We start from the raw sequence: 26585 nt of genomic DNA, 5'->3' as shown, positions 1-26585 counted from the left end.
CCAATCACTCCGTTAAACTTCTTGGCGCTGGTTTATTTGACACCGACCGCCCCGGAATGCCGTTTGGACAAATCCATTAAGTTCTGCCCCACGCTCCGCAGGCCCTCAATTTGTTTCGCTATTTCCTGTGTCGTATTGGCCTGATCCTGGATAATGGCATTGCTTTGCTCAACGTTGTGAAGCACGTGGTTGACCGCATCCCGAAATTGATTCAGCATCCCGTCGATATGAAGTACGGATTTGTCACTTTCCTCCGCCAATTTGCGTACCTCCGCGGCGACAACCGAAAAGCCACGCCCGTATTCGCCAGCTCTCGCAGCCTCAATGGCCGCATTTAGACCAAGTAAATTAGTCTGTTTGGCCACCCGCCGGATAATATCCAGCACTTCCGTCGTCTTTTTGACTTTTTCGGCTGCTTGCTTTGTGATGCCAGTAGTCTCATGACTGGTTGCCGCCAACTGCTGCGATGCCCCGGTCAATTCCTCAATAGCCGCGACAGCCTGTTCAAGTGACTGGTATAACTCACCGACATGATGCTCAATCTCCTGCGCCTTTTCTTCATCTCGGGAAGATTGTATTTTCTGCGCTTCAATAATTCGTATGGCTTCCTGCAGGGATTTTTTAATGGATGCCGGGCAGGAATCAAGAAACTCAGCGGCCAACCCGCATTCCTTGGCGATTTCCGCGCTTACGCGGTCACCCACAACACTGGTTACCCCCATTTGCCGCAACTGCTCGATTGCCGGCGCAACCTGAGTTTTCTCCCGCCAGGGCCGCATAAGAATTGTAATATCCAGAATAGTAAAATCCTGGGACAGGTCTTCGATTAAATTACCGCTGGCAACTACGCCGATCTTTTTTGTACCCGTTACCGCTATTTTCCGAATGGGTTCCAGTATGTCGCCGATGGTTGTCGTAACACCAATAACCATCTTCCGCGATATTTTTCGCAAGACATCGGTCGTTCCGCCACGGCTGATCAGCACTTCGGCCTCGGGATATTTTGCGACAATAGTTTGTATCGTGTCCATGTTACCAACTTCTATCGGAATATCCAGTCCCATATCTCCGGCAATTTGTGTTGCCATTTCCGCCATATGGGAAGATAAAGCAATAAAAACAATTGGTTGTTTCATGCTATCTCACCTACCGATCTACAATGGGTTTCTTGAATATTTGATTACATTTAAGTCAAACCGATTACTTTCCACCAGGTAAAGGCGGTGATAATCCAAAGTCCCCAGATAATAGCGCCCAGAATCAAGGAGGCTTTTAACTGTTCACTCACGGTATAGAAGCCTGTCCCGAGGAAAATAATATTCCCCATCGTATTGAACGGCAGAAACAATGCATAGGCAATCATAATTGCCAGCGGCAGGCAGAAGCGGGCAACATCAAACCCCATCGCCTGCGCGATTCCCACATAGATCGGCAGCATTACCCCGGCCATGGCAGTTGTTGTCGACCAAATCATATGACTAAAGATGGTAAAGCCGATCAAAATGATTAGCATAGTCATTTCCGGTATGGAATGCAGTCCGAGCGATGCCAGCAGACCTTTGATAACTATTTCGATTGCTTTCGACTGCATCAGTGCAGCACCCAATGTCAGCACACCGCCAAAGTACATAAACAATTCCCATGGAAGCTGATTTTGTGTTTCCCGCCAGTCAAGAACACCGATTCTTGGGAAATAAATCAAAGCGGAAGCAATAAATGCAATCATGGTGGAGTTTAACCCGTGATACCGGTCGGTTGTCCACAACCCGAGCGCAATCAGAAAATATAGAATGGCTCTTTTCTCGGCCCCGGACATAGGCCCCATGGCCTCCAGTTCCTTGCTGACATAGCCAATGCCCCCCGGAACCTCTTTCATCTCAGGCGGAAACAATTTAATCAGCAGCCAGGCGGCAATAAAGAGGATAAGTAAATTTGTCGGCGCTGCTGCCAAAGCCCAATAGCTCCAGCTTGTATACATTGAGGCGCCCACTGCCGCAACTACGGCGCTTAAGGCGGCAGGATTGGCAATGGTACCTGTCAAAAAGGCAGAGGCGGTAATGTTGCCGCCAAAGGCCGCAGACAAGGCAAGCGCCTTGCCAAAATTGCTTTTTCCCGGCTCAGCCTTATACGCTTCGGCAAGACCCTGAACAATTGGCAGCATTGCCGCCGTACGGGCCGTGTTGGCCGGAGTCATCGGCGCCATAATAAAGTTGGTAAGTGAAGCTGCCATAATGGCACCAAACGGCGTTCGCCCCATCAGTTTTATCAGGTATAATGACAGCCGTTTGGCAACCCCGGTTTTAGTCATGGCAATAGATATAACAAAACCGGTAAGCAACAGCCACAAAGATGCGGACGAGAATTGACTCAGAGCAAAATCAGTGCTGCGGACCAAAACACCGTTTTTAACTTGTCCAGTCAGATTACCTACCCAAAAATAGAGCAACGATGAAGTAATAATGGAGCTGACAGCAAAATTGACTCCGATTGTAACCCAGGTAATAACGGCACCGCCGAAAATGGCCAATAATTTATGCTGGGTTTCCGTTATTGCCGCAGAAACAGGAAAAAGCCAAATTGCCAGACCAACCAGAAAACCGAGCAGCAAACCGTACTTCTTGCCCCACGTCTCAAAGGCGTTTGCCATAGTTTTTCAACACTCCTTTTTTTATTACTGCTATGCTTTTGTTCAATTATCCCGGAGTAATTCCACCCTTGCATGTGCGCTATAAAAGCAGAACGAATAAAGCGCAAAATGAGCCGGCTCAACTCCGTCACCCTCCCCTCATGCTGGTTTATCAAATGATTGCTACGAAACCGAACAGCTTTAAGCAGTCTGATCCTAATTGCGCGGTGTTTATCGTTAACAATGATTTTTGTAAGGCAATCAGACAACTTTTCGGTATTTGCGATGACTGTTGCTTGTCCTTCTTAATCTTTATAACACGAAATACAAAAAAATCAGAATAGCGTAACAGAGAATATTTTGCCATATTTATCAAAATTACCTCATTTTTCGTCCTATTTCTCTTGTTTTTTCAGTTTTTTGTTGAAAATAATGCAAAAATTGCGTATTGACAAAATATATGATCAAATGGAATACTGATAATGACAGCATTTGTAGTGTAATTAAAAGTTGTATGATTACTTTACAAATTTGCATTTGCGTACTTACCCGTAAAAATCACTTTATAAACAAAAAGGGAGGTTTGCGTATGAGATTGGCAACAATCAAACACAACGGCGCCGAAATAGCCGCCGTTGTAACCCCTGCCGGCCTGCTGCCGGTAGAAACAATTAATGAAAAACTAAACAAAGCCTGGGCAACCGAACTGCAGGCAATTATCCAGTCAGGTCATTTGGAGGAAATGAACAACTGGTACCGGGCGGAAGGAAAAGAGGAACTGAACACATTAGCGCAGTTCGCAGTTTCCAAAGAAAAGGTTCAATATGGACCATTATTCCGTAATCCCGCCAAAATTTGGGGTATCGGCCTCAATTACGTTGATCACGCCGGCGATTTGGCCGAAAAGACGCCAACCGTCGCACCGGCAAGCTTTGCGAAATTCGCCACAACCATCATTGGCCCCGGCGATCCCATCAAGGTTCCTGTTCAATCGGAAAAAACAACCGCTGAGGCCGAATTGGCAATTATCTTCGGCAAGAAGTGCAAAGATGTGGAAGAAGCCGACTGGCTTAGTGCAGTGGCTGGTTTTACAACCATTATCGATATGACGGCGGAGGACATTCTGCGGATTAATCCGCGGTACCTTACCCGGTCAAAAAATTTCGATACTTTTTTGAGCTTAGGCCCCGTGTTGGTAACACCCGATGAAATCGATCATGTAACCAAGCTAAAGGTGGCCACGGTAAGCAACGGGGAAGTCTATGCCCAAAACATAGTGTCCAATATGACCTTCCCGCCGGCATATCTGGTTTCGTTTCATTCCAAAGTGGCAACCATGCTGCCCGGTGACATCCTGCTTACCGGCACGCCGCGTGCCGTACATATTCAGGACGGCGATATCGTGGAATGCCGGATTGACGGCTTTGAAACACTGGTTAATCCCGTCATCGACCTGAAAGTAAAGAAATAAAAAAGTTAACGCAACAAGGAGGACATAAAAATGGATTTAGGATTAAAAGACAAAGCAGTATTGGTCATGGCATCAAGCGCCGGGTTAGGCAAAGCGGCTGCACTGGAATTTTGCCGTGAAGGAGCCAATGTCATGCTGTTTAGCCCTTTCGAGAAAGAACTGCTGGCAGCCCAGGCGGATATCAAAGCCGCCACCGGCAAAGAACCTGCCTATACCGCCGGCGATATCACCAAGGCGGAAGACATTGCCCTGGTAGTAAAAAACACTGTTGAAAAATTCGGCTCCATCTATGCACTTGTCAACAATGCCGGTGGCCCCCCTGCCGGCACTTTCGACGACTTTGCCGACGAAGCCTGGCAAAAAGCTTATGAGCTGAATTTACTCTCCTACATCCGCAGCATTCGCGAAGTGCTGCCGCATATGCGCAAATTAGGCAAAGGCCGCATTGTTAACTATACCTCGTCTTCGGTTAAGCAGGTACTGGAAAATCTGATTCTTTCCAATACCTTCCGTATGGGAGTCATGGGACTTACTAAAACCTTGTCCCAGGAACTCGGCAAAGATAATATCCTGATTAACGTTATGGGACCGGGACGCATCGGTACGGCCCGCATCCAGCAACTGGACCAAGTCCGGGCCAACAAGGCAAATATCTCAGTCGATCAGGTTTATGAAAACACAATCAAAAACATTCCGCTGGGCCGCTATGGCACACCGGACGAATATGGCCGCCTGACTGTATTCCTGTGTTCAGAAGCCAATACCTATATTACCGGCCAGACGGTACTGGTTGACGGCGGCATGACCAAAACTTTTTAAATCAGAAATTATGCAGCCGGCGGCGCCGCTCCCTTGTGTCTGCGCCGCCGGCCATCCTGTATAAATTGGTATCAGAAATATCAATTTGTACAGGGTGAATTATCTAAATAATATGTGAAAAGGGTGAAAACAGATGAGTGAATTGGAAATGGCCTCTCTGGCGGGCAGCAAAACCGCTTTAGTACTTGATCAGAAAGATAACGTGGCTGTGGCGCTCGCGGACCTGGCGGCCGGCGATACCTGTCTGGTAGCGGAAGACGGCGGTAACAAATACGAAATGACGGTAATTGAAAACATACCGTTTGGGCATAAATTCACTTTGACCGACCTGGCGCAAAATGCCGGAGTTTTTAAATATGGTGAGGAAATCGGTAAAATGAAAAAAAGCATAAAAAAAGGCGGCTGGATTCACAGTCATAACATGTATTGCGACAGGGGGATGAAGTAATGATAGATACATTTCTGGGTTATCGCCGGGAAAACGGCACAGTCGGCGTACGCAATCACATCGCTATTATTCCTTCCGTATTTTGCTCCGCCAAAGTGGCGCAGCGCATTGCGCAAAATGTTCCCGGCGCCATTGCCTTCAGCCACCCTGTCGGCTGCAGCCAGGTCGGCGAAGACTTGGAAATAACCGCTAAAACCTTAATCGGTATCGGGCGCAACCCCAACTTTGCCGGCGTGGTGGTAGTGGGTCTTGGCTGTGAGCGGTTTATGCCGGCCGAGCTGGCCCATGGCATTGCCCCTACCGGCAAAATGCTGGAAACAGTAGTAATTCAGGATGTTGGCGACTCAATTAAAGCTATTGAAATCGGCACCCGCTATGCCCGGAAAATGCAGCAGAAAGCTTCCCTGGAGCGCCGGGAGGAAGTCAGTGTCAGCGAGCTGATGATTGGCTTGAATTGCGGCGGTTCTGATACGACTTCCGGCCTGGTAGCCAATCCGGCACTTGGTATTGCCTCGGACAAGCTCGTGGCACAGGGCGGTTCCTCCATTCTGACAGAATTGACGGAATTGCTTGGCACGGAGCATATTCTGGCGCGTCGCGCCGTCAATGAGCAGGTTGCACAAGATATTTTACGGGTCATCGGCGCTATGGAAGAGCGGCTGAAGCGGCAAACCGCCAATTCCAGCAATACCAAGCGCAAGCACCTTATCTCGACAGGAAATTACGATGGCGGCCTGTCCAGCGTAGTTGAAAAATCGCTGGGTGGCATGAAAAAATCCGGAAATGCGCAATTCGTTGAAGTATTCAAATCCGGTGACGCGCCAACACAAAAAGGATTGCTGCTCATGGACGGACCAGGACATGACGGCGAGGTAACTACCGGCGAAGTAGCCGCCGGCGCCCAAATCATCTGTTTTCCGACCGGTCGCGGCACCCCTTCGGGCTTCCCAGGCGTTCCGGTGATCAAAATAACCGGCAATCCACGTACCTTTGAACGCATGCAGGAAAATATCGATGTCAACGCCGGCACAGTAATTCTGGGACAAAAATCCCTGCAGCAGGTTGGTGAAGAAATTTACCGTGAAATTCTGGCAGTAGCTTCCGGTAAGATGAGCAAAGCGGAAGTACTTGGCCATGACGAGCAATTCTGTATTACCAGAATGCCATAAACTAATTGCATCCACTTCTGATGGACAACGGTATATTTTTTCCCTTCAGCGATATGAAAGGAGTCATGTTCATATCGCTTTCTATTATTCTAAGGAGCAAACCTGCTAACAAGCATTCGCAGTTATCAAGACAGACCTCAAAAGCTAATTCCGATTATTGTATTGAGCAGCATTTCTATTTCATAACTATATTTGTCAATTTCCGGAATAATTCATAACTTATCTTGCAGGAATTATGTAGTTTGTGTGGAACCTTCATTAGACAGATTCATGTATCTATAATGGAGAGAATATCATGCTGGAAAAAATAGAACGAATAAAATTATCGGAAGAAATACTGTACCGTTTACGGGAAATGATTAAAAACGGTCAGTATTCCTACGGTGAAAAATTACCTGTGGAAAAACGTTTAGCCGAAATTTTCGGAGTAAGCCGTACAACGGTGCGGGAAGCGCTGGCAGTTCTGGAAGCCGATGGCTGGGTTTCCACCAAACGGGGCGGAGGAACATACGTGAAGCGCGTCAAAAATGCCGCTCCCGTTGAACCGCTCACCTCCCTGCTAGATAGCAAAAACGCCGCCATTTTGGAATCCATGGAAGTACGCAAAATTTTGGAATGTGAAGCCGCCGCACTGGCCGCATCCCGGGCTACACCGGACGATATCGTGGCAATTAAAGCCGCCTACCGTGATATGGCGGAAGCCGTACAACAAGGCCGGGAAACGGCTGAGGCCGATTATAACCTGCACTATGCAATTGCTCATGCCGCCAGAAACAATACGCTATGCTCAGTCGTCAGTCACTTACATGAATTATATCGGGAAGTAGTGCAAACCAACCGGAAACACAAAGCGAAGCCATCCAGCTTTGAATTGATCCTGGCAGAGCATGAGGCAATTATCAAAGCCATCGAGAAGCGACAGGGGCGCGCCGCCCGCAAAGCAATGGAACTGCACCTCGAACAGGCTCACCGTCTCATCGAAGAGGTTCTGATTGAAAACTATGATGCCAAAACAGAAAACTGACTGAATGATAATGCTCAGGAGCCTCATCTTTACTGACGGACAACTGATGGATTTATAACAAAAATATACTTGTAAGCAAAGGCACTCTATAAGATACCGATGATAAAATCATAATAGTGTATGATTCCAGCAACCACCTGGTGTTTTTATCGTATATCAGGTGGTTTTTTATTGCCAGGTATTCTTGTTATTGATACTTACTTTTTCGGAAAATTATCACCCATGATAATCCTAACACTCAAACTGATGCGGCTTCAAGGGTAGTAGTATCCTTCGAAATCGGCGCAGATGCAAAAAAGCAATGAAGATTCCCCTCATTGCTTTTTTTTGCATTGTCGCGAAATTATTCTTTTAACTCTATTCCACCATCAGCACTTGGAACACCAGGCGGCTACCTTACTGGAGCTTACGCATCGAGTAGAATAGGTTATAACGATGGCATTGGCCTGGCCGGTTAGAGTAGATTGCCTTTATCATCAAAGGGCAGGTCATACGGTTCACTGACTATCTCCAAGAATTGGTTTTCCCTTGCTAGGGGAATCAGGTTTTCTGATATTTCGATTTCTCCCAGGGACAAGGTGTTTTTGACCCGAATCAGGGTGACATTTTCTTTGTCCAGGCGATTGCAGGTTTTAATGCAGGCTTGGAATACCTGCTTGTCGTTTTTCAGTACCATTGGCATTTTGACACTGGTAGGCACAGTAGAAGTCAGGGCATTGGGATATGTATCTTCAAAAGAAAATTTATCAAACAGTCGTTTGGTGGTAAAGTCCAAAATTCCAACACCGTTCGCATTGCCATGGGAGTGGTTGGTGACATCCAGCACGGCTATACGGGTGATATCCGGCCCTCCAGTGCAGAAAGGGGTATGATATCTGCCGACAATATTAGTATCGTAACCGCTGCCGCTAATATCTTTGCCAATTTCGTCCAGGATGAGAACATCAAATTTATCAAAATAAATTTTAGGGCAAAGCCGTTTGGCCTCTGCCTGCAATGAGGGTTCTGTCTCAACAATCTCAGAATTTTTCAATACTTCTATACGGCAGGTTTCATGGTATGCATTTTCGACAAGACCGACGGCAAATAATATATTGGTTTTAGCTAGAGAAACCTTCGCCATGGCCGGAATGTTTTCCGCCATTTTACCGAAGCCAAGGTCGTGGCAGATATCGGCACCTTTTTGTTTGCCAAGTCCGATGGTAATAAACTTCATCAGACCGCTTTCATAGGGGCCGCGAAAGGCTACATGCGGTTTGATGCGGTTGATAAAGACCGTTCCATCAGCCTCGTAAGCATACTTGTCAAAAAATACCGGAAAGCCGTTTGCTGAAACACCGACCTGAACGGTTTCCATCGTAGCCTTTATAGGAGCACCGACATACTCTTCCGTATATCCCAGGCCGATCAGCATGTTGCGCTGGCCTTCGGCAGTTGCGCTGCCGTGACTTCCCATCGCCGGAACAATAAAGGGCTCAGCTCCGGCTTTTTTTATTTCATGAACTAGTATTTTTACCATTTCCGGCAGATTGGAGATACCTCGGCTGCCTACGGCTACAGCAATTTTTTGGCCGGGCTTAATCTGGCTCATTACACTTTTGGCGGCGAGTCGTGACTTAAATTCACCAAGAACATCATGGATCACTGGACGCTCAAATGTTTGCTTCACTTTTACTACTTTGGGTACGACAATCGGGTCAAGCAGTCTGTTAATGGTACTCATTTGCATCTTCCTCCATTTCTACACGTAGCATATTACCAGATAGCATGATTATCAGGTAATCATACAACTTTTGCTATAAAAAAAATGACACTTTCCAATATCCTGTGTTTTTAGTATTTCATTTTCGGTATATTTTGTCAATAACGGATTTGTATATTGGCGGAATTTTTTAAATATGATATCTGCTTGTCTCATCCGTATTATTTGGCAGACATAGTTTTAAATAATGATCTAGGATTTCTAAACTTGCAATCGTAATAGCCTTTGGATATTTATGGGTAATTTTATAATAAATTCGTTCAGGCGGAGAATTAGCAAGAGTAGCAATATTAAAATTACCTTTGCGCTGAGCCATCTTAGCCACGGATAGAGGAACAATTGCCCACTGCTTATCGGAGTAAAAAAAAGAAAAAATCAATTGGGCACAATCAAGCCGGATGCAACTACTATTTAGAGGATCCCACCATTGATCATGCCATATTTTATAGCTTGGGCCTGAGGCAAGAAATAACTCATAATTTGAATCCAATTCACCGGGGTGAATGACTCGGGAGCCCTCGTTATCCCGGGCGAAAGGACGCAAAACGACCATGGGCTCGCTAAATACTTTTTCAACTGCTATTGCGGGATACGGTCTCTCAATCAATGTAAAGGCGACATCTACCTGCCTGCGCTCAAGAAGATCGTATAAATCCGGAGAATGCGAAGTAACTATATTTAAACGTATCTTAGGACTGTGCTGGCATAAAGAATGATACAGCGGCGGAAAAAGAGCATAATTTATGCTATCCAGGGTCCCGATAGTCAGTGAAAGTCTACGATTTGCGGATTTGAGCGCCTGCGCTTGATTCCACAGAACACTCCAGCGTTGTGCGATGTCAAGAAATTCTTCGCCTGCAGGTGTCAAATGAATAGACTTGGAACCTTGTCCACGTTCGATCAGCGCAGTCCCCAGCTCGGCCTCCAGTTCCTTCAAGCGCTTGCTTACCGTTGATTGAGCCAAATTTAGTTGCTCGGCAGCTCTACTAATACTTAGTATCCTTGCCACAGCTAAAAAAACCTCAAGTCCTGCATTACACATAGCGGCCTCCCATTTAATCTTATTGCAATTTGGAATATGTTCTATCAAAATATATCATTTTACATATAAGCTAAATTACATTAATATTAACTTATTAAGATTATTCGGTCAATATTTACCATTGTCTAACGATGTGGTGCAAACTACTGGATATAGAGCGGGTTAGACGTCGGATAAATTATGCAAAATGGAAGGGTGACTCTTCATGTATATAACAGTGATTGGTGCAGGGGCTACCGGCGGTTACTTTGGCGCAAGGCTCGCAGCAAGTGGTTTACCTGTCACTTTTTTAGTTCGGCCCAACCGGGCAACCCAAATGAAAGCGGACGGTTTGGTAGTTAAGAGCGTACTTGGAGATTTGGTCATCAGGGATCCTCAAATTGCCTTAGATACTAAGGATATACCCCATTGCGATCTGGTCGTGTTATGCCTAAAAAATTATCAGTTAGAAGCCTGCTTTCCTCAACTTAAGGACCTTGTCAGGAAAGGGGCAAGAATTCTTCCGATACTCAATGGGGTTGAGCATTTTGAAAGCTTGGCAAAGGAATTTGGCAAAGAAAGCGTCATTGCTGGCAACTGTAAAATTAACGCGACCTTAGACTCCCATGGAACCATTTTGCATACAAACAAATTACATAAGCTAATCTTTGGTGAAATTATTCCTACCCAAATAGATTTTTGTCTTACATTACAACAGATATTGTCAAAGGCTAATTTAGAAATAGTTTATAGTCAAACTATTTGGGAAGAGATTTGGAGTAAATATGCCTTTATTACCGTTTTTTCCGGAGTAACTACGGCCGGCAACCTAACAACCGATCTGATTTATCAAAATGAAGCAACCAGACAAATGTTTCGCCGTGCTTTGGACGAAATGACTCGCCTTGCTGGAGTTTGCGGAGTCAATTTACCTGATAATTTTGTGTCATCGCAGGTTGAGTCTTTAGCAAAATATCCGAAAGGAACCACAACTTCCATGCATCAAGATTTAAAGAAAGGCTTACCCCTTGAAGTTGAAAGTCTCCAGGGAGCAGCAATTCGTCTTGCTACCAAGAAAAATTTAGAACTGCCAATTATTGAAACACTGTATGGTCTAATTAAGCCTTATGAATTGGGATTATAGGGTGATTTCCGCATAAGCGCCAAATCGCCGGTATTTTACGCGACATTGCAATCACAACCACGGAAGGCCTCGCGTTTTCAGATGGGACTATACTTTGTTAAAAAAGGCTGCCTTATTGAAGGCAGCCTTTCTTGGATCATTTATTTTACAAATTTTATATTAGTTGCTATATTGTCAGCTGCTCCGCTGTTTGTTCCGCGGGAAGTGACGGTGATTGTGTTAGAATTCCCCAGATATGTTGGCGGTATTTTGTAAACGATCTCATAACCGCCGACAATGCCTCCTATGTCGGTAATAAAGAATTGTTTCTCAAAGAGTTGTGAATGCTTGTACTGTTTTCCATTTACCTTGATGAAAGTCAGGTTCCAGTTTGGCATGCCGGTATAGATAACATTCATATATAGCTCAGGACCTGAGAATGCAAAACCGTTCATGCTTTTTGGATAGTTGTCCGGCGTAAATTGCCACTGATAATTATAGTTTTGCGCCGTAAACGCATGAATATCAACCTTGGTTAAGGCCGGCGCCGGTCCCGCCATAGCTACTGTCGAACCTAGCAATACTGTCATGCAGACAATCAATACGAATACTACAGACTTTTTCATATCAGCTATTCTCCCTTCTAAGAACATGAACACAGGATATATTCAGGCGGACGGGATTATGCATTTAGCCAGATTTCTCAATATAAACACTGGTGCCGGGCAACCCGAACGCTATTCCTTCAGCTTCTAAGATTTCCATGATTTTTAGATTGATGTCCTGCTTAATAGCCAAATACTCTTTCCACACAATGGTTTTGGTAAAAAAGTGCAGAAGTAATTCCAGACCGCTATCGCCAAAGGAATCGAATTTTACCATAATTGTACCCTGATCAACCTGAGGATGAGACTGGAGAAGTTCTTCAATTTTATTGATACATGCTTTCAGTTTATCTGCTGGTGTGTCATAACGTACTTTCAACTGAAATGTAATTCTACGCATGGTCCGTTTCGTATAATTGATAATGGGAGCATTGACCAGATTAGAATTTGGTACAGTGACCAGCGCTTGATCAACAGCCCGTATTTTTGTGCTCCTAAAATTGATATCTTCCACGGTTCCTTCAATTTCACTGGTTTTTACCCAGTCGCCAATACTAAACGGCTTGTCCGTTATAATAATAACTCCGGAAAAAATATTAGCCAGCAGGTCTTTTGCCGCCAGAGCAAAAGCCAGGCCGCCCAGCCCCAGTCCGGCGATAAATCCGTTTACATCGTAGCCCCAGGTACTGGCTATAGCCACAAAGGCTAATGCCAGCACAATGAATTTTAGTACCTTGGAAAGGAAAGGGATTAGAATTTTATCCACTTCGCGGTTAAAAATCCGCTGGATTTCCGACTGGTTTACTGCATAATAACCAATCAGGTCGTAGATTGCGCTTGAAAACAAAATTATGACCGCTGTCCGGAATATATTGTTCAGCAAAAAATCAAATGTATTTGGCACAATATTATGCAAAGCAAGATACCCGCCGGTAAGAACAATCAAATTTTTGACAGGGTTGCGCAAAACAAGGAGAAAAGAATCCTGATTCGCTTCATTTCTGCAAAGATTGTCATGAACAAAATGGAAAATGTAATTAGTAAATAAATTTTTGAAGCCCCAGAAAACAAGAAATATTGCAGCGGCTGTGGCTAGCTTATACAAAGATATGTAGCTTGTCACATAAGGCAATAACATATAAAATTGCTCAGGCATTTGTATGTCAAACTGCATCGTATCCTCTCCCCTCCTCCTATAGTTAAAGCCAAATGGTTAAAAAGCCGGTGTAAGAAATTGGTTGCTCCAACCCGCTGCCGGCAATTATCAGGCATCGTTATTAAAGAACAAACAACTTACTTTTATTATATAAGTTTTTATTTTCCGGTTCAAGATTTTTATATATTTGGAGTAAGCGATTAGTAAATTGATCTGCCAAGCACAACCGCGCTACAAAGGAAAACAGGCTCTAACAAACGAATATCTTGATATTTAATTACAGTTTCAGGTAACTAACCATACAGAGTAAGGAGCGATGACAATGATCTTCCGGGAGGCCGCTAAAGAAGAAATACCTTTTCTTTTTCAGGAAGGGTATAAAGAATGGAGTAAAAATAGAACTTTTGAACAATATTGCGTTGATAACAGTAAGGATGATGCCATCGGCATAAGATATGTCATCGAGGAAAACGGCGAGATCGCCAGTTCGACGGTTTTGCTGCGGCTAGAAAGCCTCCTTGGCAAGAATGTCTACGGCTTAGGGTCCATACTGACTTCGCAAAACCACAGAGGCAAAGGCTACGGGTCCGAACTCATAAAACAGTGCATAAAGCTGATCCCAGGCGACAACACAATTATTTTTCTGTACTCTGATATAAAGCCGGCGTATTATGAAAAATTCGGGTTTCAAAGCTTGCCTGAAAAGCTGCAAAAATACGAAAAAAGCGTTTGTATGGCACATTGCACTGAATTGGTATGGAATGAATTGATAAAAGCTAATGCGGCTGTTATACCCGACTATTTCTAAGATTTATAACTACATATTTTTACATAAAGTTAAAAATGATATTGCTTTTTTTACAGGATTTTATAGTTGTACGGAGAAATTATTATTAGTTAGGGAAAAAATTCCATGAAATTTGTCGGCAAACCATCCGAAAGGGTGGGACGCAAAGCCATGGGTCTACAGATAAAAAATCTATGATCGCCAGGTTGCACTAATGTTTTTGGTGTGCCCTGGCATTTTTTTCTGCGGCAATATGGCGGGAGGTGCGACGACATTGAAGCTGTCGTTGAGGCCCACAGACTGACAATCCATAGGGGAAAATTGGAGGATCGAGACGATTTATGCGACTTAACAGTATTTTTACGACCTTACAGGGGAAAATGAGTCTTTTTTTGGTGATTCTGGCAATCATTCCGGCTTTAATTATCGGCTATACGGCCAATCAGCAGGCTAATTCACTTTTAGATACCATGACGAAAAACACGCACAGGGATCATGTCATTCGGGTGGCGGACCGCCTGGAGCAGTATTTGCATGACGGACAGGCCAGTGTTGCCACCCTGGCGAAAACCCCGTATGCCGCTGCATTCGGTTCGGAGGATCAAACCGCTGTGCTACGTTCCTTTTATGAGGGCAATGGCATGTTTGAACTGGTCTTTTGCGTGGATGCACAGGGACAGATAAAAAATACGTGGCCGCAAACCGATTTTGGCGGTAAAAAGGATTTTTCCGATCGCCAGTGGTATAAAGATGTGGCGGCCGCGCAGAAGCCGGTGATTTCCGATACCTATGTTTCCGCCTTCACCAAGCAGGCCACAGCACCGGTAGTTGCGCCGCTTGTAAATAACGCGGGACAGATTATCGGCTATATCGGCGGCAATCTGAAACTTGGCAATGTAACCGAATTGGCTAAAGGGCTTAATGCCGGCAATACCGGTAAAGGCGTTGTACTTGATAAGAAATCTTATTATCTAACGGACAGCCGTGATGAGACCAAGTCACAGCAGCATGAACTGTTTAACGAACAGGACGTTATTGATATGACTAAATCACAGGAAGCGCAGACCAAATACCTGGGACGGCAATTGACGGCTTTTGCCCCTGTCGGTCAGACTGGCTGGGCGGTGTTGTCCTTCCAGAATATTGAGGAAACCATGTCCAATGCGGATGATCTCCGCAACCTGATTATTGTTGTCGTTCTGCTGTCTTGCATTCTGCTCGCCTTAATCGGTTTTTTTGCGGTACGGAGAATCAGCCGGCCGATAACCGCTATATCCTCGGTTGCAGCGCAAATCGCCGGCGGGCATATTGTTACTCCTGCCGTTACTTATACAGGCCAGGATGAAATCCGGCAGTTGGTGGAAGCTTTTCAGGTAATGGCGGAAAATATCCGGCAGTTGATCCGGCAAACGGGTGATGCGGCTGATGCCACAGCCATTTCCGCCGATCAGTTGGCGGCAAGTTCGAAGCAAAGCGCCGAGGCATCCGGGCAGATCGCCCTGTCTGCCGGCGAGGTGGCAGCGGGATCGGAGACGCAGCGCCAGGCGGTGGATGATGCTACTCTGTTGGTCCAGTCCATTTCCGACAAGCTGCAGCATATTGTGTCCGTTACCGACGCGGTTGTGAACAATTCACAGGGAACAGCCAAGGCAGCCGAGGACGGCAACACCAAAATTGAATTGGCCGTCCGGCAAATGAATGCCATTGAAACAACGGTGGCCAACCTTGCCGAAGTCGTCGGGCAGATGGGCGAACAATCCGGTGAAATAGGTCAAATTATCGATACAATTTCCGGTATCGCCAAACAAACCAACCTGCTCGCACTGAATGCCGCTATCGAGTCGGCCAGGGCCGGCGAACACGGCCGGGGCTTTGCCGTCGTCGCCGAGGAAGTAAAGAAACTGGCTGAGCAGTCCGAAGCGGCGGCAGCCCAAATCGCCGGACTTATTACGGCGATGCAGACCAGCAGCGGCAATGCGGTAGCTGCTATGTCGGATGGAAGCAGGCAAGTGCAGTCAGGCTCCGAGACGGTCAGGGCCGCAGGAGTGGCTTTCGGCGAAATTGTCGCATTGATTGAAACAACTAAATCCGGCATTGGCAGTGTCGCCGAGGATGTGCAGCAAATGGCTTCCGCCGGTGCACAGATCGCCGGCCAGATGGAAAATATTGACCGGATAAGCCGGGAAAATGCCGCTCATGTTCAGTCTGTGTCGGCTGCTACAGAGGAGCAAAGCGCCGCTTTGGAAGAAATCGCCGCGTCCAGTCAGGAATTACAGACAATGTCGGAGAATGTGCGGGCGCTTACCCGGAAATTCACCATATCATGACATAAAACAAGACTGGGGACAAGAACCTTGTTCCACATAGCAAACAAAATACAAGGACAGTGTCCGTGTTGACCAGAAGAAAAGAAACCAGCTATAAAAAAGCTGGTTCTTTTCTTAACTGCCTGTCTATGCAGTTTTTTCCGCCGAAATTATTAGAAGCTTTGTTGCCATGGCAATTTAGAGGCTGTTATGAGTTCCATCACAGAAAGGAGGATTTTTCGTATGTTTACAGGCACACAGATAGACAGTCTCATTTTCCTGGGCAGCAAAAGAAACCGGTGCAAATGAGGTTCCCTGGTGCGCGCCGTTACAAAACGGCTGCGTAGCACTTTTCCCACATGCACACCAATAATAAGTCTCTCCTTTTTTAACCTCAACAGCCATAGGACCTTTTTGACTAATTACCGGTTTTTCCATTGTCATCTCTCCTTTTTAAATTGTTGATAAATTGCAAGAATTTACCGATATTTAACTTCAATAAAAATTAGTTTTCTCCTGCTAATATATAGGTGGTTTCTCATTAATGAGAACACGGGAAAAGGAACGCTGCGGCGGCCGTTGCGAATGAACAGAGCCGTGCCCGGGAGCTCGCGGCCGGCGAAATGTTCAATGCCAAAACAAAGAAGAGTAGGAAAATTGGGCGGCGGGGAGAACGATTCTAACAGACAGTACAGGGCATATCAGCGATAATTCTCTCAGCATGATTAACATATCCAACAGGAGAAAAACTATGAAATACGATCCAAAAACAATGCAAAACTACCCCTCAGAGCATGAGGGTTTCACGGAGCACTATAATGTAATCCCCGTCATGGGATATCGGCAAATCGCAAGCGCTTTTATCCGGTACATGCCAGAATTCTTTAGTTTATTTCATAACATAGGAATCTCCCGGCAGGAATATAATGTATGTTATGGAATTATTTATTATAATTAATAAATCCAGGGGGAGTGTTATATTTGAGAAAAATATTAATTCTCGTGATGTTATTTAGCTTCGTATTTTTATCTGCTACTGCCTTAGCTTATCCAAATGAGCCAGATGGCTTCAGAGGTTTAACATGGGGAACACCGCTCGAAAGGGTTAAGGATTCAATGGTGTTTCAATATACAGATGGTAGTTTTGGCGGAGTTGATAAATACACAAGAATAGACGATGAGCTGACTATTGGAGCTGCTAAATTAAAGAAAATAGAATATGGATTCTGGCAAAACAAATTATCAAGCGTTAATATAGAGTTTGAGGGTTATAATAACTGGGCTAATCTTTATCAATCAGTTATCGCAAGATTCGGAGAAGGTCTTAGACCAAATAGATATATGGATAAATATGCATGGCTTGCTTCTTCAAAAGCATCGATATTGCTGGAATATAGCGATATTAAGCGTAGTGGTTATATGTACATTGTATCTAAAGTAGCTAGCGACGAACAAAATGCTTGGGAAAAAGAGCAAGCTCAAAAAGGAGGAAAATCTGGTTTCTAGCAGTAATGCCCCGGCACACGCCAGGGGTATCACTATTTAACCGGTCTTTTTCTCTTTTTCAGTTTTTTCCTTTTTCGTTATCGCTTTAATACTGGTCGCCAACGCGGCCATAATATCAATAGCTTTGCCGGCTGCCTCTGCCTGTTTAGCTCCAATCAATGCAGTCTCGAAAAAACAAGCAGGGACTGCAAAAGACAACGTCTCATATGGTCATAAAGCACCACCTCCTTTCTCAAAGGGAGGTGGCTCACTGCTGCCTGCCGATAGGCGGCATTTTTTATTCTCCTTTATTCAATCCCCTTAAATGCATAGCTTACCAAGGTTTCAATAAAGGCTTCATCGATTATGTCCCCGGTTACCAGTAAACGATAGAAAATCGGACCAAAAATTAAATCAATACTTATTTCGAGGTCTAATTCCTGCTTTAACTCCCCTCTTTGCACGCCCCGTTCCAAAATGCGCCGGGCGTCAAGCCGCCGGGGATTAAAATACCGCAGCCGGTATTCTTCGGCCAATTTGGCGTCAAATTGTCCTTCGGCAATCAGTTCGTTAATTACTTTACCTTCCCTGCTGGTTAAAAACCGGGCTAAATTGGTCACCTGAATGACGATGTCCTTGACTACCGAACCGGTATCCGGTACGGGCAACCTGGACATAGCGGCCGAAAGAAAACCATCCATCACAACCGCCGCTTTGTTGGGCCACCATTTATAAATGGTGGCTTTGCTAACTTTGGCCCGTTCAGCAATCTTCTCAACTGTTACGGCCCCGAAGCCGGTTTCCAGCAATAGATCGTACGAGGCGGTAAGAATGGCTTGTTCCGTCGCGGCGTTACGGGGACGCCCTTTTTTCTTTTCCACTGAAATTCCTCCTGCATTGTTCACACTAATAAAACTATACGTACATTATACTAAATATTTTCTGGCAGGAAAATGAAAATATCCCTTTACAATACTGAACGTACAGTTTATAATTAAAGCATAAACTAAACTGTACGTTCAGTATTTAATTGGCCAAAAATACCAACACGTAAAAACAAGTAAGGAAGGGATTGTCGTATGAACAACTTACAAGTAAAAACCAGAGAGGTGCCAAACTGGATAACACTTTTGTTAGCCGTCGCCTGCGGCGTAATTGTTGCCAATCTTTATTATGCTCAGCCCTTAATTGGCCTGATAAGCGCCGACACCCATATGCCGCTGGCGTCGGCAGGTTTGATCGTAACGTTAACCCAAATTGGCTATGTGGCCGGTCTGTTATTTATTGTTCCCCTTAGCGATCTTATCGAAAACCGGCGGTTAGTTGCAGCCACATTAGTAATTGTGATCTGCGCATTGGTTGCTGCCTCCCTTACTCATAGCGCGATAGTTTTTCTTGTAGCAGCCATGTTTACCGGGCTAGGCTCAGTGGCGGCGCAGATACTGGTACCCTATGCAGCCCATCTGGCGGCCGAGGGACGGCAGGGCCAGGTAGTGGGCAACGTAATGAGCGGGTTATTGCTGGGAATCATGCTGGCCCGCCCGCTGGCCAGTTTTGTAACCGACCTTTGGGGCTGGCAGGCCGTCTTTATTCTCTCTGCAGTTATCACAGCCACAATGGCCGGGTTGCTGGCTTTCGCACTGCCCGCACGCAAACCCTCGCCTACTATGAATTATGGCGAATTACTCCGTTCTCTGTGGTCGCTTTTTACAACTAAGGCGGTTTTACGCCGTCGCGCTTTATATCAGGCTTGCCTGTTCGGCGCCTTCAGCCTGTTCTGGACGGTAAGCCCTTTATGGCTAACTCATCACTTTCACTTATCGCAGCAGGGAATTGCCTTATTCGCTCTCGCCGGCGTAGCCGGCGCAATAGCCGCCCCCATCGCCGGCAGATTGGCCGATAAGAGCTGGACCAAACGGTTAACGGGTTTGGCTATTGTCATTGCCGCCCTATCCTTTTTGGTTACTCATCTGGCTACCGATACTTCCGCACTGTCGTTAGCGATACTGGTTATTGCCGCTATTGCCCTGGATATGGCGGTATCCGGCAATCTCGTACTTAGTCAGCGTACCATTTATTCTCTCGGAAACGAGATACGCGGGCGCGTAAACGGAGTATTCATGGCTGTCTTCTTCATCGGCGGCGCAATCGGATCGGCACTGGGCGGCTGGGCCTACGCCGCCGGTGGCTGGATGCCGGCCTCCCTCCTCGGTCTATGTATGCCGTTGGCCGCCTTGCTGTATTATTTCACGGAGAGAAACGGTTGACTAACGACGGCAGTCCAGAGCAGCAAAAGCCAACTTCTCATATGTGGTCATACAGAAAACACGGCTTACGCCGAGCCTTTGGCGAAAGCGGAAGACGATGTTGCCCTTATCCAGACGAAAGCTATACTTTCTATCCGAATAAAAAACTGCCGCCTTGCACAATAAGGCGGCAGTTTTTTATCTCTAAAAATTCAAGGTGTCGCCGGGTATCAGTGAATGCAGACTACCAGCGCATTCCGGTGACAGTGTGCGGCAAAGGGCATCAGCAGCCGCTTTGCCGGTATGAAAGAAAACCGCATGGCGGCTGGGCAGGCGTTGTAGCAATTGCCGGACATCATTCAGTCCCTGATGCACTTTGTAATGCGTTACATCAACCTTACAGCCTGCAGCAGACTTGGCCGGAGAGTTCCATAACCGGTAGCCGGGACTGCCGGCCGCTAAATGACCGGTAAAGATAACGCCGCTATCGGCATGATTCTGGATTTGCCGGTAATACCAGCGGGCTGCAGTGGTCTGCAGCATGCCGTCGCCGGTAAGGATGATGCCGCCCGGCTGGCCGGACATGGCTTTTTTTCTTTCCCGGGCGTTTTGGATAACCCTGAGGCTAGGGCTTGTTAGTACCCGGTTTATGGCGGCGGCTGCGCCGGGACGAAGCCACTCGGGGCAGGCAAGCATTTGCTGCAGGGTTACAACAAGGTCTTCTTCCGCCAGCAAAAGCGTTTGGGGAAAGCTCTCACTCGCCCAGACCAGTAAATCCTGGCCGCGGCCAATGAAAGGAACAGGCAGCAGCAGCCACCCCTGTTTTGTAAGAATAAACCGGGCGCTCTGGGCTAAGCGGGTGAGTTTCGCCTGCTGGTCTTCATCATCCGGGCCATAGGCTGCTTCCACTATGGCTAAATCGCAGACAGGCTCGGCTGAAGCAGCGGAACCTGCCGGCGTTGTCCTTGCTAACGGCGCATCGGCGGCAAGCAGGCGTCCTTCTGTGCTCATATCGCCGGAGAAAAAAATGCATTTGCCCTCCATATCGAGCATGAGCCAAATAGCGCCGAGAGTGTGGCCGCTTTTCCCCCACAGCACGGATAATCCGGGGAAAAGTTCCGTCCAGTTTCCGGGGGAAACGGTATCTTCCATACAGGCGAACCGAATCTGAGCAATATGGCGGCGCTCGTAAGGAAGGCTGCCATGGCCGCCGGCGTATTGTTCCCAGGCGGAAAAATACTGAGGCAATTTTTGCATGGTAGCGCGGGTGGCCCATACCTTACCCCGGTAACCTAGTTTGTAGAGCAAAGGAATGGCCATCGCATGATCTTCATGGGCATGAGACAGGAATACGGCGCACAAGCCGGCAATTTTACCGGGCGACAGCAGCGGATATTCGCCGCCGCCGCTTTTTTTTGCGCCGCAGTCCAGCAAGAGGGACAATGATTTAGTCTGTAAATGAAAACAGGCGCGCCCGTGCTCGCCTGCCCCGCCAAAAACGGTTAATTGGGCTGTATGATTCATGAAGCTATTCACGCTGCTTTCCGACAGGATTGAGTTGATTGACCAGTAAGAGCAGGCTGGTGGTCAGGCCTACCATTACCACGGCCATTGCCATACCCAGCGAAACGTTGCCTTGTTCAAACTGAGAAAAAATATAGGTGGCGGATGTTTCCATGGACGGGGGTAGAATCAGGAGGGAAGCGACCAGCTCCCTGATGGCGATGGTCAGCGTCATTACCCAGCCGGCCAGCATACCCGGCCGAAGAAGCGGTAAAACAATGCGCCGGAAAATGTATAACGGGCTGCCGCCGAAAACCCGGCCGGCGTGAAACAACGATACGTGCAGCTGATTTAAATTGGCCTTGACGTATTGGACGGTATAGGGAAGAAACAGGATAACATAAGTAAGGACTACCATCCAATAGGTATTATACAGCGGGATGGGCATTTGCGGAGCATTCCAGAAAATAATCAGGCCCACAACCATTACAATACCCGGCACGGTGTTGGGCAACAGGCTGAATAAATCGAGCATGCGCTGCCACCGGCTGCGGCCGGTTCCGATCAGCAAGGCGCAGCCTGTCCCGAGTATTACGGATAAAGTCGCGGCCAGGATAGACAGGCCCAGACTGTTAAGCAAGGCCGCCAGACTTTTGGAACCCCAGGCTAAGAGGTCGAAGTAATATTGGAGGGTGAGATTATCCCAGCTAAGACCGGCTCCCCGCAGTTTCATGAGTGAGGCTGAGACAATTGAAAAATAGGGAACGCCTACTGACAGGGCCAGCAATCCGACAATATATAACCAGGCAGCGATGCGCTTCCCGACGGTTAAGCGATATACTTTCCGGAAGGAATCCCTGGCTCCTGCCAGTTGATAAGTAAAGCGCCGGCTAACCAGGGTTTGGCAATACCACAAGAGCAGGCTGGCGCTGAGCAGTACGGAGGCCAGTGCGGTGGCTTTGCTGAAATCAATCGGCCAATGCGAAAGGTAGCGGTGGATTTCCGAGGTTAATACGTAATACCCGATTTTCCGGCCAAAGGTTGCCGGTGTGCCAAACTCGGAGATCGTCTTAACAAAGATGAGCAGTGCGCCCATGGCATAGCCGGACAGCGCCAGCGGGGCAATGACGCGCCGGAACGTATACAGGAAACCGCTGCCGTGGATAACGGCCGCAGCCTCCTTATTGCCGCCGATCTCAGTAAATGTATTACGCAGGATAAGATAGAGGAAGGGAAATAAATGCAGGCTCATAATGCCGACCATGCCGCTGAAACTAAAGAACGCCGGGGCGAAAGCGCTGGCGGACGGCAGCAATTGCTCCAGATAGCCGTTATGCTGCATAAACAGAATCCAGCCCATGGAACCGATATAAGGCGGCGTCATGAAGGGAATGGTAAGAACAATATCGAGCCACTTATGGCGGCAGAGGTCGGTTTTGGCTAAAATCCAGGCGAGCGGCAGGGCGAGCAGGGTGGTTGTCGCCACCACGCAAAAGCTCAGCCAGAGGGAATTCAGGAACACTTCGCTTAGTTTGCTTGCCATGATGGTCTTAAGCGGCGCCAGCAGGTCAAACGTTTGCGCAGGATAGAAGCTGGTGACAAAGATGCACAGCAGGGGAATGACGGCGAGGATGGCCAGCAGCGCTATGGCCAGCAGCATCCCCGCTTGTTTATAATCAGGCAGTTGCATAGGTTGCATCCGTTCGGCTATTTAAACATAACGCTGAATTTTTTGACCACGGCATCCCCGTTGGCATCCATCCATGCCCAGTCGATTTTTAGCAGCGGAATTTGGTTGGCGCTGGCCCGGTCTTTGGCTTTTATATCGCTGCGCCCCGGCAGCAGGTAGGTATCGGCGACCATGTTTTGCACTTCATCGGATAATAGATAGTCAATAAAGGCTTTTGCGTTATCGGTGTTTTTACTGGTCTGAATGATGGCCGCCGGCCGCGGGCTAATCACGGTGCCACTTTTAGGATACAGCATATCGACCGGTTCACCCTTGGCTTTGGCCTGGTAGGTCATATAGTCAACCCCGGCTGCCACAATGCTTTTGGCACCGGTGATAACCGGGTCCAGAGCCTCCTGATTGGCGCCGGCTACAACTACGCCGTTCTGCTTATACTGATCAAATAGTTGCCAGCCGGCCTCTCCCTGGCCGCTCAAATAACCGGTTATGAAATCCAGAGCGGAACCGGACTGCGCGGGATCAGGAATGTTAACCTTGCCGCGCCATTCTTCCTTGGTCAGGTCGCTCCAGTCCTGGGGAGGGTTTTTCACCAGCTTGGTATTATACACTATTCCTAGCGCCGACGCGCTGTAGCCAAAGAAATGACCATCCCTGTCGGACCAGTCGGCAATTAATTTTTCAGCATTTTGGGCATTTTTGTAAGCTAGCGTCTGCCCGTCCTTCTTAAGCCCCTGCGCAGCCGGCAGCGAGGCGAGTACAACTACATCGACAACCGGATTGGCTTTTTCCGCCTGGATGCGGGACAAGATTTTGCCTGTTGTTCCCTGGAACATTTCAACCTTTACACCGGTTTTGCTTTCAAAGCCTTTCTGGATTTTTTCAGCCAGTTCTTTGGGTCCGGCGCTATATACCACCAGCTTGCCGCTTAATTTGGCCCCGGCAGCCGGGGCGGCCGCTTCCTCCGCCTTTTTAGCCGTACTGCAGCCGGCCAGGCCGGCGCCTGCCAGCGTGATACACACGAGGAGAGAACAGGTTTTTATGAGGTTGCCCGCTTTCATTTGAATTCCTCCTTAATTTGGTATGTTATGTATGTCATCCGGCGAGACATAGACGGACGCTTTATCGCCGGCCGTCATTCGCCGGGCATGATAGGCAGTCCAGATGCCATGACCGGCCACCGCTAACTGAAGCTCATACTTGTCTCCCAGAAAACTCACCCGTTGCACGATACCGGTATAGGCCTGGCAGCCGGCGGCAGCTTCCCAGCGAATATGTTCGGGCCGGAAGACGGCCTGGTCTTCTTTCAGCCAGTTGGCTTTACCGATAAACCTGGCCACAAAAGGATGAGCCGGCGACCGATAAATTGCCTCCGGGTCCCCGGTCTGCAAAATTTGTCCGTTATTCATTACGGCAATCTTGCCGGACATTGCCATGGCCTCTGTCTGGTCGTGCGTTACGTATAAGGCTGTCAGACCAGCGGTTTCCACCAAATGCATCAGTTCCAAGCGCATTTCGTCGCGCAATACGGCGTCAAGCGCACTTAACGGTTCATCAAACAGGACCAGCCGGGGCTTGGTGGCGATTGCGCGGGCGAAAGCCACCCGCTGCTGCTGACCGCCGGATAACTGATGAGGATACCGGCTTTCCAGGCCCTGCAGGCGAACCACCGCAATGGCTTCCTCCACCCGTTGTTTCAGATTGACGGTTTGACTTCGGGCTCTCAGACCGAAGGCTATATTTTCATAAATGGTCATATGCGGCCAGAGCGAAAAGTCCTGAAAGACCATGCCGAAATTTCTGCTGTCAGCACTTTTGTTGATATTTTTGGCGTGTGAATAAATACATTCATCCCCGGCATAGATTTCACCGCTATCCGGTGTTTCCAGCCCGGCGACCAGTTGCAGCAGGGTGGTTTTACCGCAACCGGACGGACCTAAGAGGGATGTGAATTCTCCCTGTTTTATGGACAAACAGGTGGCTTTTAAAGCCTGCATTGAGCCGAAGGACTTGCTGATACTGCGTATTTCGATATTCATGCTCTAATCCGGTACCTTCCTGTGAAAACTTGTTAATATCAGTATACTTGTCATAGTCCGGCTTTTTGTTAAGCATTGGTAAAGTATTAGTAAAAAAAACCAATACACTATATTCATTTGCATAGAAATAATCTATGCTTATAAAGAAAACACGGCTTGCGCCGAGCCTTTGGCGAAAGCGGAAACCGATAAGAGGTTGTTATGAATATCATTCGCCTGAGAATTATTGAATTAATGGCAAAGTACGGAAAAGTCACGGCAGTTGCCGAGGTGCTGGGCTTAAAACAGCCGACTGTCACCTTCCATATGAAAAAGATGGAACAGGAATTCGGCCTTCAGTTGTTTGAGTCGCGTTATGGCCGGACCATACTGACTGAGGCCGGCAACTCACTGCTTCACTATGCGGTTAAGATTAATTCCCTGGCGCAGGAGGCCGGGCGGGTTGTCAAGGAGTATGAGGCGCTGGACTGCGGCAGCCTTAGGATCGGGGCCAGTTATGTACCGGGGACCTACGTTTTGCCGCAGGCGCTTACTGACTTTTCCCAAAACCATCCGAAGGTGAGCCTGTCGCTGACGGTCAAGCCAGCTCCGGTCATTCAGGAGCTGTTGCAAAAGCATGAGATTGATATCGGGTTATTTTCTGCCGAAACCTGCCTTGACTCAACCCTGGTCAGTGAAGTTTTATGTGAAGATGAACTTGTTGTCATTTTTGCGCCGGCGCATGAATTGTCCGCCGGTTTGCTGGTTGACGCCGGTCAATTGGGTAAATATCCGCTGATACTTCACGGGCAGGAGTCCAATACCCGGCAAATGACGGAAATCTGGGCGAAAAGTCAGGATGTGGAGTTTCGCCGCCATATGGAAATCGACTCGTTGGAAGCTATCAAACAGGTGGTGGCGCTGGGCAGCGGCATCAGCATCGTTTCCCGTCTGGCGGTCGCCAATGAGATAAGAAACGGCAGCTTGCACTGCTATCCCCTTAACGGCGTAAAGCGGCTGGTGTACGTCGCCATTAACGCCGACCGCCACCGGTCCGCGCTGGTTAACCGTTTTATCGAAGATTTGCGGATTTTAGCCCCAAGGCTGTCGACAGCAGTTTATTAAACAAAAGGTAAAGCCCGGCTGATGATATAACGTTCCGCCGCACTCAGGTATATCTACGCGAGGAAAATAAAAAACTCCGTGACGATATCGATCTCAACTCAGCCTTCGGGCAGCAATCAATCAGAGTTTACAGCCGTGCAGAAACAAAAAGGGATTTACGAATTTATCGCAAATCCCTTTTTTTGCTACGTTCCGGCGTGCAGG

At 47.4% G+C, this 26585-nt stretch carries 24 protein-coding genes and 1 riboswitch; of the genes, 11 read left to right on the top strand and 13 right to left on the bottom strand.

Annotated features, from left to right (window positions below; translation table 11 throughout):
• Positions 1-32 precede the first annotated feature (32 nt).
• Positions 33-1136: a PrpR N-terminal domain-containing protein gene (locus tag SATMO3_RS02765; RefSeq protein ID WP_371377172.1), complete on the bottom strand. Its 1104-nt coding sequence runs from the start codon at positions 1134-1136 to the stop codon at positions 33-35.
• 50 nt (positions 1137-1186) lie between these two features.
• Positions 1187-2647, bottom strand: a complete 1461-nt coding sequence (locus tag SATMO3_RS02760; protein ID WP_371377169.1) for a DASS family sodium-coupled anion symporter — start codon at positions 2645-2647, stop codon at positions 1187-1189.
• Between the two features lie 568 nt (positions 2648-3215).
• Between SATMO3_RS02760 and SATMO3_RS02755 the strand changes: the two genes are divergently transcribed.
• The 5 genes from SATMO3_RS02755 (at position 3216) to SATMO3_RS02735 (ending at position 7557) form a co-directional block, all read left to right on the top strand.
• Entirely contained in the window at positions 3216-4097 is an 882-nt protein-coding gene (locus tag SATMO3_RS02755) for a fumarylacetoacetate hydrolase family protein (protein WP_371377166.1), read from the top strand.
• Positions 4098-4127: 30 nt separating this feature from the next.
• Positions 4128-4916, top strand: coding sequence for an SDR family oxidoreductase (locus SATMO3_RS02750; RefSeq protein ID WP_371377164.1), 789 nt, complete (start codon positions 4128-4130; stop codon positions 4914-4916).
• 133 nt (positions 4917-5049) lie between these two features.
• The gene (locus SATMO3_RS02745) at positions 5050-5364 is read left to right on the top strand and encodes a UxaA family hydrolase (protein WP_371377161.1); all 315 of its coding nucleotides are present in this window, start codon (positions 5050-5052) and stop codon (positions 5362-5364) included.
• On the top strand, positions 5364-6533 hold the full coding sequence (locus tag SATMO3_RS02740; RefSeq protein WP_371377159.1) for a UxaA family hydrolase: 1170 nt from the start codon (positions 5364-5366) through the stop codon (positions 6531-6533). The genes SATMO3_RS02745 and SATMO3_RS02740 overlap by 1 nt, the downstream gene beginning before the upstream one ends.
• A gap of 295 nt (positions 6534-6828) precedes the next feature.
• Positions 6829-7557 carry a FadR/GntR family transcriptional regulator gene (locus SATMO3_RS02735; protein ID WP_371377156.1) on the top strand — a complete coding sequence of 243 codons (729 nt, stop codon included), beginning with the start codon at positions 6829-6831 and terminating at the stop codon, positions 7555-7557.
• 454 nt (positions 7558-8011) lie between these two features.
• Here the strand turns inward: SATMO3_RS02735 and SATMO3_RS02730 are convergent, their stop codons facing one another.
• Together SATMO3_RS02730 and SATMO3_RS02725 are read right to left on the bottom strand one after the other, a co-directional pair.
• Positions 8012-9280, bottom strand: a complete 1269-nt coding sequence (locus SATMO3_RS02730) for a lactate racemase domain-containing protein (protein ID WP_371377153.1) — start codon at positions 9278-9280, stop codon at positions 8012-8014.
• Positions 9281-9449: 169 nt separating this feature from the next.
• Positions 9450-10361, bottom strand: a complete 912-nt coding sequence (locus tag SATMO3_RS02725; RefSeq protein ID WP_371377150.1) for a LysR family transcriptional regulator — start codon at positions 10359-10361, stop codon at positions 9450-9452.
• A 205-nt stretch (positions 10362-10566) separates the two neighbouring features.
• Here SATMO3_RS02725 and SATMO3_RS02720 point away from each other — a divergent pair, with 205 nt between their 5' ends.
• A complete protein-coding gene (locus SATMO3_RS02720) occupies positions 10567-11484 on the top strand; it encodes a ketopantoate reductase family protein (protein WP_371377147.1) in 918 nt (305 codons plus the stop codon).
• 140 nt (positions 11485-11624) lie between these two features.
• Here the strand turns inward: SATMO3_RS02720 and SATMO3_RS02715 are convergent, their stop codons facing one another.
• Positions 11625-12089, bottom strand: coding sequence for a hypothetical protein (locus SATMO3_RS02715; RefSeq protein ID WP_371377144.1), 465 nt, complete (start codon positions 12087-12089; stop codon positions 11625-11627).
• Between the two features lie 64 nt (positions 12090-12153).
• Positions 12154-13242, bottom strand: a complete 1089-nt coding sequence (locus tag SATMO3_RS02710; RefSeq protein WP_371377141.1) for a mechanosensitive ion channel family protein — start codon at positions 13240-13242, stop codon at positions 12154-12156.
• Between the two features lie 304 nt (positions 13243-13546).
• Here SATMO3_RS02710 and SATMO3_RS02705 point away from each other — a divergent pair, with 304 nt between their 5' ends.
• Positions 13547-14032: a GNAT family N-acetyltransferase gene (locus SATMO3_RS02705; protein ID WP_371377139.1), complete on the top strand. Its 486-nt coding sequence runs from the start codon at positions 13547-13549 to the stop codon at positions 14030-14032.
• Positions 14033-14139: 107 nt separating this feature from the next.
• A riboswitch (cyclic di-GMP riboswitch) is annotated at positions 14140-14225 on the top strand.
• Positions 14226-14352: 127 nt separating this feature from the next.
• Positions 14353-16338, top strand: a complete 1986-nt coding sequence (locus tag SATMO3_RS02700) for a methyl-accepting chemotaxis protein (protein ID WP_371377136.1) — start codon at positions 14353-14355, stop codon at positions 16336-16338.
• 177 nt (positions 16339-16515) lie between these two features.
• Here SATMO3_RS02700 and SATMO3_RS02695 read toward each other — a convergent pair whose 3' ends face one another.
• Positions 16516-16755 carry a CDGSH iron-sulfur domain-containing protein gene (locus tag SATMO3_RS02695; RefSeq protein WP_371377133.1) on the bottom strand — a complete coding sequence of 80 codons (240 nt, stop codon included), beginning with the start codon at positions 16753-16755 and terminating at the stop codon, positions 16516-16518.
• Between the two features lie 543 nt (positions 16756-17298).
• Here SATMO3_RS02695 and SATMO3_RS02690 point away from each other — a divergent pair.
• Positions 17299-17823, top strand: a complete 525-nt coding sequence (locus SATMO3_RS02690; RefSeq protein ID WP_371377130.1) for a hypothetical protein — start codon at positions 17299-17301, stop codon at positions 17821-17823.
• Positions 17824-17859: 36 nt separating this feature from the next.
• Here the strand turns inward: SATMO3_RS02690 and SATMO3_RS02685 are convergent, their stop codons facing one another.
• Both SATMO3_RS02685 and SATMO3_RS02680 read right to left on the bottom strand, forming a co-directional pair.
• The gene (locus SATMO3_RS02685) at positions 17860-17982 is read right to left on the bottom strand and encodes a hypothetical protein (RefSeq protein WP_371377128.1); all 123 of its coding nucleotides are present in this window, start codon (positions 17980-17982) and stop codon (positions 17860-17862) included.
• Positions 17983-18110: 128 nt separating this feature from the next.
• Positions 18111-18683 (bottom strand): TetR/AcrR family transcriptional regulator, encoded by a 573-nt coding sequence (locus tag SATMO3_RS02680; protein WP_371377125.1) that lies wholly within the window; start codon positions 18681-18683, stop codon positions 18111-18113.
• Between the two features lie 198 nt (positions 18684-18881).
• Between SATMO3_RS02680 and SATMO3_RS02675 the strand changes: the two genes are divergently transcribed.
• The gene (locus tag SATMO3_RS02675; protein ID WP_371377121.1) at positions 18882-20069 is read left to right on the top strand and encodes an MFS transporter; all 1188 of its coding nucleotides are present in this window, start codon (positions 18882-18884) and stop codon (positions 20067-20069) included.
• A gap of 183 nt (positions 20070-20252) precedes the next feature.
• Here SATMO3_RS02675 and SATMO3_RS02670 read toward each other — a convergent pair whose 3' ends face one another.
• From SATMO3_RS02670 to SATMO3_RS02655, 4 genes are read right to left on the bottom strand one after another with little or no spacing between them, the layout of a single operon-like run.
• Positions 20253-21572, bottom strand: a complete 1320-nt coding sequence (locus SATMO3_RS02670) for an MBL fold metallo-hydrolase (RefSeq protein WP_371377118.1) — start codon at positions 21570-21572, stop codon at positions 20253-20255.
• 4 nt (positions 21573-21576) lie between these two features.
• Positions 21577-23241 carry an ABC transporter permease gene (locus SATMO3_RS02665; protein WP_371377115.1) on the bottom strand — a complete coding sequence of 555 codons (1665 nt, stop codon included), beginning with the start codon at positions 23239-23241 and terminating at the stop codon, positions 21577-21579.
• Between the two features lie 17 nt (positions 23242-23258).
• Positions 23259-24299: an ABC transporter substrate-binding protein gene (locus SATMO3_RS02660; protein ID WP_371377112.1), complete on the bottom strand. Its 1041-nt coding sequence runs from the start codon at positions 24297-24299 to the stop codon at positions 23259-23261.
• A 12-nt stretch (positions 24300-24311) separates the two neighbouring features.
• Entirely contained in the window at positions 24312-25277 is a 966-nt protein-coding gene (locus SATMO3_RS02655; protein ID WP_371377109.1) for an ABC transporter ATP-binding protein, read from the bottom strand.
• Positions 25278-25478: 201 nt separating this feature from the next.
• Between SATMO3_RS02655 and SATMO3_RS02650 the strand changes: the two genes are divergently transcribed.
• Positions 25479-26381 (top strand): LysR family transcriptional regulator, encoded by a 903-nt coding sequence (locus SATMO3_RS02650; protein ID WP_371377106.1) that lies wholly within the window; start codon positions 25479-25481, stop codon positions 26379-26381.
• Positions 26382-26585 lie beyond the last annotated feature (204 nt).

Origin of the sequence: Sporomusa aerivorans, assembly GCF_041428895.1 — a bacterium.
Taxonomy (GTDB): domain Bacteria; phylum Bacillota; class Negativicutes; order Sporomusales; family Sporomusaceae; genus Sporomusa; species Sporomusa aerivorans.
The sequence above is the reverse complement of the archived record's forward strand: the minus strand, read 5'-3'. Positions and strand labels throughout refer to the sequence as shown.